General features: G+C 48.0%; 6 protein-coding genes. 3 read left to right on the top strand and 3 right to left on the bottom strand.

From position 1 onward, the window contains the following. Positions 1-1078 (top strand): 23S rRNA (guanosine(2251)-2'-O)-methyltransferase RlmB (gene rlmB / locus QUB16_RS01080; RefSeq protein ID WP_333313405.1); only part of this gene is annotated, 1078 nt, incomplete at its 5' end. A 293-nt stretch (positions 1079-1371) separates the two neighbouring features. Next, positions 1372-1650, top strand: a complete 279-nt coding sequence (locus QUB16_RS01075; RefSeq protein ID WP_333313403.1) for a DUF1816 domain-containing protein — start codon at positions 1372-1374, stop codon at positions 1648-1650. Between the two features lie 264 nt (positions 1651-1914). Here the strand turns inward: QUB16_RS01075 and QUB16_RS01070 are convergent, their stop codons facing one another. The 3 genes from QUB16_RS01070 to QUB16_RS01060 all read right to left on the bottom strand — a co-directional run bounded on the left by QUB16_RS01070 (position 1915) and on the right by QUB16_RS01060 (position 4975). Continuing rightward, positions 1915-2745 (bottom strand): alpha/beta hydrolase, encoded by an 831-nt coding sequence (locus QUB16_RS01070; RefSeq protein WP_333313401.1) that lies wholly within the window; start codon positions 2743-2745, stop codon positions 1915-1917. A gap of 55 nt (positions 2746-2800) precedes the next feature. Beyond that, positions 2801-4105, bottom strand: coding sequence for a serine hydrolase (locus tag QUB16_RS01065; RefSeq protein WP_333313399.1), 1305 nt, complete (start codon positions 4103-4105; stop codon positions 2801-2803). Between the two features lie 414 nt (positions 4106-4519). After that, positions 4520-4975, bottom strand: a complete 456-nt coding sequence (locus tag QUB16_RS01060; RefSeq protein ID WP_333057162.1) for a helix-turn-helix domain-containing protein — start codon at positions 4973-4975, stop codon at positions 4520-4522. Positions 4976-6075: 1100 nt separating this feature from the next. On the opposite strand from QUB16_RS01060, the gene gatA reads away from it, so the two are divergent. After that, positions 6076-7536, top strand: coding sequence for an Asp-tRNA(Asn)/Glu-tRNA(Gln) amidotransferase subunit GatA (gene gatA, locus QUB16_RS01055; protein ID WP_333057204.1), 1461 nt, complete (start codon positions 6076-6078; stop codon positions 7534-7536). Positions 7537-7620 lie beyond the last annotated feature (84 nt).

Here is a 7620-nt window from a genome sequence, read left to right as displayed (position 1 = left end):
CAGAGACAGAGACAGCAGCCCGCAGCCGGTTCGCAACAATTTCCGAGACAGAGACAGAGACAGCAGCCCGCAGCCGGTTCGCAACAATTTCCGAGACAGAGACAGAGACAGCAGCCCGCAGCCGGCCCGCAACAATTTCCGAGACAGAAACAGAGACAGCAGCCCGCAGGAATCCAGGGGAAATTATTACAAAGACAGAGACAAAGACAATAGCCCGCAGGAATTCCGGGGCAACCATTTCAGAGACAGAGACAAAGACAGAGACACTCGCCCTGTTGACACTGCCTCAAATACAGTCGTGCAACCAGACGCAGACACAGACGACATGATTTACGGCCGCCATGCGGTGCAAGCAGCTTTAGAAACAAACCAAGTCCTCAACCGGATCTGGGTTGTTCCCCACCTGCGCTACGATCCCCGCTTTCACAGCTTGCTAACCGAAGCCAAAGCCAACGGCAGCATCATTGACGAAGTTGACGATTTGCGCCTCGACTACATCACGCGCAAAGCAAACCACCAAGGCGTAGCCGCCCAAGTATCAGCTTACGAATACCTGGATTTGAGCGAACTGATCGCAAAGGCTAAGTCGGCTTGCGAAGATCCAGTAATTGTGGTAGCAGAAGGACTCAACGACCCGCACAATCTAGGGGCGATTATTCGCACCGCAGAAGCATTGGGATCTCAGGGCATGGTGATTCCGCAGCGGCGGGCTGTTGGGATTACCTCGGCAGTGAGAAAAGTGGCAGCAGGGGCATTGGAAAGCCTGCCCGTGGCGAGGGTTGTCAATCTTAACCGGGCGCTGGAAGAACTCAAAGAGGCGGGATTCTGGATTTATGGCACTGCAGCAGGCGTCGGTCAATCTATAGAGACAGTCAAGTTCTCCGGGCCGACTGTTTTAGTGGTGGGGGGTGAAGCTGACGGTTTGAGCCTTTTGATACAGCGCGGATGTGACGGATTAGTTTCAATTCCTTTAAGGGGCCATACTCCTAGCCTGAATGTCTCGGTAGCAACGGGGATGGCTTTATACGAAATTTACCGCCAGCGCGGGCCCAAAAAGTTTCACGTACACGGATCGTAAAGGTGCTTGAAAAAAAGAGCACAACAGAGTAGTTTATTGTGAATGCTGTCCAAAATTGAGCAGCACCACACCCGGAACAAGTAAGGATAGCCGATCGACTGTCGTTACTTGTTCAGACGAAAGTAGAAGGGGCCCGCCCCCTAGGTTCAAACAGGAATTCGACACCAATCTATTTAGATATATTTAAATAGGTTTGGATCGGTTCTTGGTAGCAGTCAGCCTCGTGTAAATAACAAAAGCCTAGGCGTGTTCGCAGCACCCTGAAAACACCGTCAAATACATTAGAAAAGCACATGAAAGAATTCTTGATTAGCTTGCTCAACTTTTTCGGATTGGCTTGGTGGGTTGAAGTTAAAACTTCAGCGCCGCGGTGCATTTACTATTTTGGCCCGTTCTTAACCCAGGGAGAGGCGGCAACTGCAAAAGCAGGATATGTAGAAGACATAGAAAATGAAGGGGCAGAAGGTGTTAGTGTTTCGATTTACCGCTGCAAACCAATTACTTTAACGGTTGCAGAAGATTTGGGAAAGCTTGGTGATGGAGGGCTGTGGCCGGTTTTGAGCGGTCAGTAGAAGCAGGGGAATTTTGAGTTTTGAGAGACCTACGCTTCCCTCGCAACGCTGTGCGGTTTTGAGTTGTGATTTATAACTTCAAAACTGTTGAGTGTTGGGTGATTAATTGCTTCTGACAAACGGGAGCATCTCAGTTTTGTAAAAAGCATTTTTTTTATTGTAGTGCGAGCGTCCCCGCTCGCGTATTGTACAATACGCGAGCGGGGACGCTCGCACTGTAAATGCAAAACTGAGATGCTCCCCTGACAAACTCCAAACTTAAGACTAGCAATTGCCAACTGCTTCGGGGTGACTCTCCATCCAACGATCGATGTCTGCGAGTACCCGATCGGGAATTTCCCAAGGGAACAAGTGGGCAGTATTGGGATAGCACTGCCACTGACAATCATGGAGGTGGCGGGCGGTTTCTAAACTGGATGCTGAGGTGATGTGCCGATCGCCCTCTCCGGCCAACACCAAGCTGGGACATTGAATGTCGCCCAGGTGCATCAGTCGATCGTATCCAGCCCTCAGAGCGGTATTTAACGCCTTGGTGGCCGTGTTGGAAGTCTTTAGGTAGGCGGGGGTACCTGCCTGTGCTAAGTAGCGGTAAGGGGTCGCGTTATGCTGCTGTATCAAGTAGCGAAAGAGCGATCGCCGAGCAAAAGTATCAATATTCCACTGCCAACCGGGTATCGCCCAATTGATAATTCCGGCTAAACCAGTGTAAAGGTTATCTTGCCAAGAGATGGGAGGGTGACTTCCTCGCGGTTTTGCTGCGGATGCAAGTAAAATCAAACCGGTGACTCGCTGGGGATATTTCATGGCTAATTCCAGGGCTAAAATCCCTCCCAAAGACCATCCGATTACCAAACACCGATCGACTCCTAATCTGTCTAATAGTGCTTCTAAATCGACCAGATGATCGGTCATTTCAAAGAAAGTTGAGGTGCGGCTGTTGCCGTATCCGCGCAAGTCTGGGGCGATCGTCTGGAAGCGTTTTGATAGGTGTTCTGTGAATACCGACATACAATCGCCGGAACCTGGATGGCCGTGCAAGCAAAGAATCGGAAACCCTTTGCCTTTGACGGAAACACTGAGTTGTTGATGCGGCATTTTTTAACTGTTTGGGCGGTGCGTTGTTCCCGCTATAAATTGTATATTCCAGCGGTTAAAAGCTGGGGTTTCTGACCATGTAATCGGCAATTTTAGAAATAGACTGGCGCATTTGTAGCTCGCCGCTGCGGCTGTCAATCACAGTAATCACATAGGCCTCGTCCTCAATGCTCATCGCTAAAGTTGTGCCGAGCACCTTGGAATTTTGGCCAGTTTTTTCGCCCAACCACTGAGCTTTAGTTCCTTTTAACGCGGCAAATCCCAGAGCATGATCGTACTGGCGGTTGAGAGTTTCTATTAACAGTTTAGCACCGGGTGTTTCGCCGTTGTAAATTTGCACCATCATTTCGGTGAGTTCGTTAGCAGTCAGGCGGTTGCGACCTGAACCGGGGTTGGAGGGCATAATTCTTTCCCCCATTAATTTGAAGTTGACGCGGGTGACTTCGTAGCCGCTATTATCTAAATATTGATTGATGTAATCCGAACCTAAATAATCGATTAGTTGATTGGTGGCGATATTGCTGCTGCGATAGATCATTTCTTCTAACAGTAGCTGTAGCGGGTAATTGCGATTGGACGTAATCTTTGCCGATGCGTCTTCGGTGAAATTACCGCGAGTGACTAATACTTCCTGGTTCAGACTAATTTTTTCTTTTTCGACTTTTTGCATCAGGGCGACAGCAATCGGCAATTTAATTAAGCTGGCTGGACTGACAGGAGGTACATCGCCCCGGAGGTGTACGCATTCTCTAGAAAGGTTGCAAATGCCGATCGAAGCTTGAGCCGACAAACCGCTTTCCCGCGCAAGCGCACCCAACAAATCAGATTTTGCTTGCTGCACTTGAAAGGTTGCTGCTGTTAAATTTTCCCGGTATTCTTGAGTTTTTGAGGCAGTGAGGGAAGCTAAAAATGAATTTTGAGGAACTTCCTGCAAGTTGTTGAGGGCTTGATGCCAGAAAAATTGAGTTTGCTGCGAAGATTCGATCGACTTATTTGGCTGCCCTTTAGTTTCTACGGCTCTGTTGGCTAAACGGACTGCTTGTTGTAAGTTGTCCTTAGCCCTCTGTTCTACTAATATTTGAGCTTCCACCGCTTGCAACTGCTGTAGCAGTTGTTCTGGAGGATTGGCGGCTGCGAAGGGAACTAAGCCGGAAAGGATGCTTGGTTCTGGGGAGGGAGAGGAGGGTTGTTCTAATTCGGCAATTAGCCCATCGCGAATTTTGTAGAGTTCGTCTAGGGAACGCGGGTTAGATGATTGAGAGAAGGAACTTGCGATGGTTAACATCTGAACCAGTCCAATGCCGGCTACTACTGCCGCCATCTTGTTGGCGATCGACAAAAAACGCCTAATCTCTGGCATATTTAACATCCTCAACACAACCAAATTCTATATAAGCAGCTATTGTTACATCAGTCAAACGGTTTTAGATTGGAGATTGGAGATTTGGGATTTTAGCCGTAGCCGTAGGGTGCGTCGCTACCCTTAAATCCTCAAAAAAGAGCGACCATCTCATAGCGACGCACCTTTTATTTTAATGAACCCCGGCAACAACCCTCCGTTTCACTCCGCCCAACATTTTTGTGGTAGCAAGCTTGTTGATAAATGATAGAAGGTGCGTCGCCACAAAATAGTCGATTTAATTTAGGGATTTTTAATGGCGACACACCCTACGAATACTGCTATTGACTAATGACTGCTGACTAATGACTTCTGCCAAAATAAAGGGAGCGATCGCACGAAGGCAATCAACCCCCTCTAAATATTGGGAACTATCTACTTTCTGCGCCGCCGTCGCCAGTCAGCACCCAACCGCTTGAGGTAATCCCAGCCGCGTTGGGGCCAGACATGATCGCTACCAATCTTTTCGGCAATCCAGCGAGCGACTTTGGGGCCTGTCCAGTCTCCGCCGTCGGGGGCAGGGCCTAGCAGGGCTTGTCGCAGTTCTTCTTGCTGTTCAGGATTCAGCAAGGATTTTGCAGGAGGGGGCTGGCGGTCTCCGCTGCGATTTCTCACAGAGTTAGGCCCTTCTCGGTTGTAGCGCTGGACAATTTCTTTGGCGTAGTCGTAGTTGAGGCCTACGACTTGGGCTGCTTGTTTGATAGTCCAATTTCGGGACACTAACAGCAGCAAGTGCCAGCGGCGCGACTCTGTGGTGTTTTGTGCCTGCCGGTAGCGAATTTTGAGTTCCTCTGCCGTCAGGTGGGATTCTAAGTGAGCTTTAGGTGGCATTCCTCCAACGGGGCATCGGGAACTTCTTACCATATATCTTTGGTTTTGGGGATAATTCCGGATGAAATTATTTTCCTGGGGATCGTGGCGGCAAATAAGTAGCTTTTTTTACCCCAGAGGCACGCAGCTAGTCGCACTTGAGGAAGGACTGCTGTTTTTTTGCAGGTGCGGGCAACAGGAGACCTCGGCGTGGCGGTGAGCGTTTCGAGCTTTTTTGTGAACCCCAGATTTCTGACAGGCTTTTTGACCTCTGGCACAATGGGCGTGGATCGGAAAAGGTCGATCGCTATTTTCTTCGATCGCGCCACCGCCATTAATTCACTCGGCTGACTGATAACTTTCAGTCATTTTTGACTAAAAAACTGCTCTTCATAATCTGACCCTAATTATTAGGGGAGTGACCGCCCTAATCTAATATTTAATTCTCATCACTTTGTAGTTTTAGTTCATGTTATTCGGAATTTTCATGACGCGATCGATCTAGTCAAAAATCAGCTTCAGATGCGAGCAATTATGCTATTAAAAATAAATTAAATCTAACAAAGAGCGAAGTTTTTATATACCAATAATTTTCTTAATGTCTGAATTTTCCAGAAATAAAGCAGTCATAATAGGGTATTATTTTATTTGTTAGGGCATCTTTTTTACCATAAATTATGGGTTAGGTAGAAGAGAAGCTGGGTTCTAATATTTTAGAATTTAGATTACAGAATTGGGAATGACTGATTTCCTAATGATTGCGATCTTGCATAGACATTCTTGAAGACCGAACCTAATTATGTAGGGGTCGCATTGCACACCTTACCCCTTACTCATATAAATCTCGCGTCAAACCACTTTTTGCATCAGTCCTGATACAGTTGCATTCTTGGTTTGTTAAAAAATTAGGTAAAAAACTCGATCGCTATTTTGTGTCCGGTGGGATTTTGGGAATTTAATCTCTTGTATATAAAATGACCGATCGCCCGTTAGCGGAGCCCTCTTCGAGGCTCGAACTTTCGCCACAAAAATAGCCGACTTTGCCTTCGGGCTGTAAGCAGGTACAATTGCCAGCTATATTAACTGTATTGTCTCAAAGTAGAAATGATAAAGGTACGAGCATGGCATCCATCCGCGAGTTGCACCGACAACTGGTCAATAAAGAACGCTCTGCTGTGGAAATTACTCAAGAAGCATTAGACCGAATTACCCAGCTAGAGCCGAAGTTGAAAAGCTTTCTGTGCGTGACGGCAGACAGCGCATTGGCGCAGGCCCATAAAGTGGATGCCCAAATCGCAGCCGGAGAGCAAATTGGCCTGTTGGCCGGTATCCCGATCGCCGTTAAAGATAATATGTGCACCGAGGGCGTTCCCACAACCTGCGCCTCTCGGATTTTGGAGAATTTTGTGCCTCCCTACGATGCCACCGTCGTCTCGAAACTCCAAGCAGCCGGTGCGGTGATTGTGGGTAAGGCGAATATGGACGAGTTTGCAATGGGGAGCTCGACAGAAACTTCTGCTTATCAAGTTACCGCGAATCCTTGGGACTTGGAGCGCGTGCCCGGCGGGTCTTCTGGCGGTTCTGCCGCAGCGGTAGCCGCCGGAGAATGCGTCGTGAGTTTGGGTTCGGATACAGGGGGCTCAATCCGCCAACCTGCTGCTTTTTGCGGGTTGGTGGGGCTGAAACCGACTTATGGGTTGGTTTCTCGCTACGGTTTGGTGGCCTATGCTTCTTCTCTCGATCAAATTGGGCCCTTTGGCCGGACTGTTGAGGATTCGGCGATTTTGTTGGGGGCGATCGCCGGTTACGATCCGAAAGATTCCACGAGTCTTAATGTCCCAATTCCTGACTACGCTCAAGCTTTAAGACCCAGTTTGCGACCGAAGGGTCAGATTAGAATTGGTGTAATTAAAGAAACTTTTGGTGTAGGGCTGGACTCCGGGGTTAAAGACGCTGTTACTAAGGCGATCGAGCAATTTCAACAATTGGGCGCAGAAATTCAAGTCATTTCTTGTCCCCGGTTCCGCTACGGTTTGCCCACTTACTACATAATTGCTCCATCGGAAGCTTCGGCAAATTTGGCGCGATATGATGGAGTTAAGTACGGTTTCCGGTCTCCAGACTCCGATAATCTTTTGGATATGTATGCCAAAACCCGCTCTCAAGGGTTCGGTGCGGAAGTTAAACGCCGGATTGCGATCGGCACTTACGTATTGTCGGCTGGATATTACGATGCCTATTATCTAAAAGCTCAAAAAGTTCGGACTTTGATTAAAGAAGACTTTGAAAAAGCTTTTTCTCAAGTTGATGTTTTAGTCTGTCCCACTGCTCCTACTACCGCATTTAAGGCAGGCGAAAAATTCAATGACCCCCTGAGTATGTATTTGTCAGATTTGATGACTATTCCGGTGAATCTTGCTGGTTTGCCAGCTTTGAGTTTGCCCTGCGGATTTGATGATAAAGGACTGCCCGTGGGTATACAACTGATTGGTAATGTTTTGCAAGAATCTCGGCTGTTTCAGGTGGCTCACGCTTACGAACAGTCTACGAATTGGCACTTACACCACCCCGAATTGCATTAATTTTTGAAAATCGGCGGAATACGGTGGCGGAAGTTAGTAATCGATCTTGGCTAATTGTCTGAATTAATCATTTGCCATTAGCTG

It is taken from the genome of Microcoleus sp. D3_18a_C4 (assembly GCF_036702415.1).
Taxonomy (GTDB): domain Bacteria; phylum Cyanobacteriota; class Cyanobacteriia; order Cyanobacteriales; family Microcoleaceae; genus Microcoleus.
The sequence above is the reverse complement of the archived record's forward strand: the minus strand, read 5'-3'. Positions and strand labels throughout refer to the sequence as shown.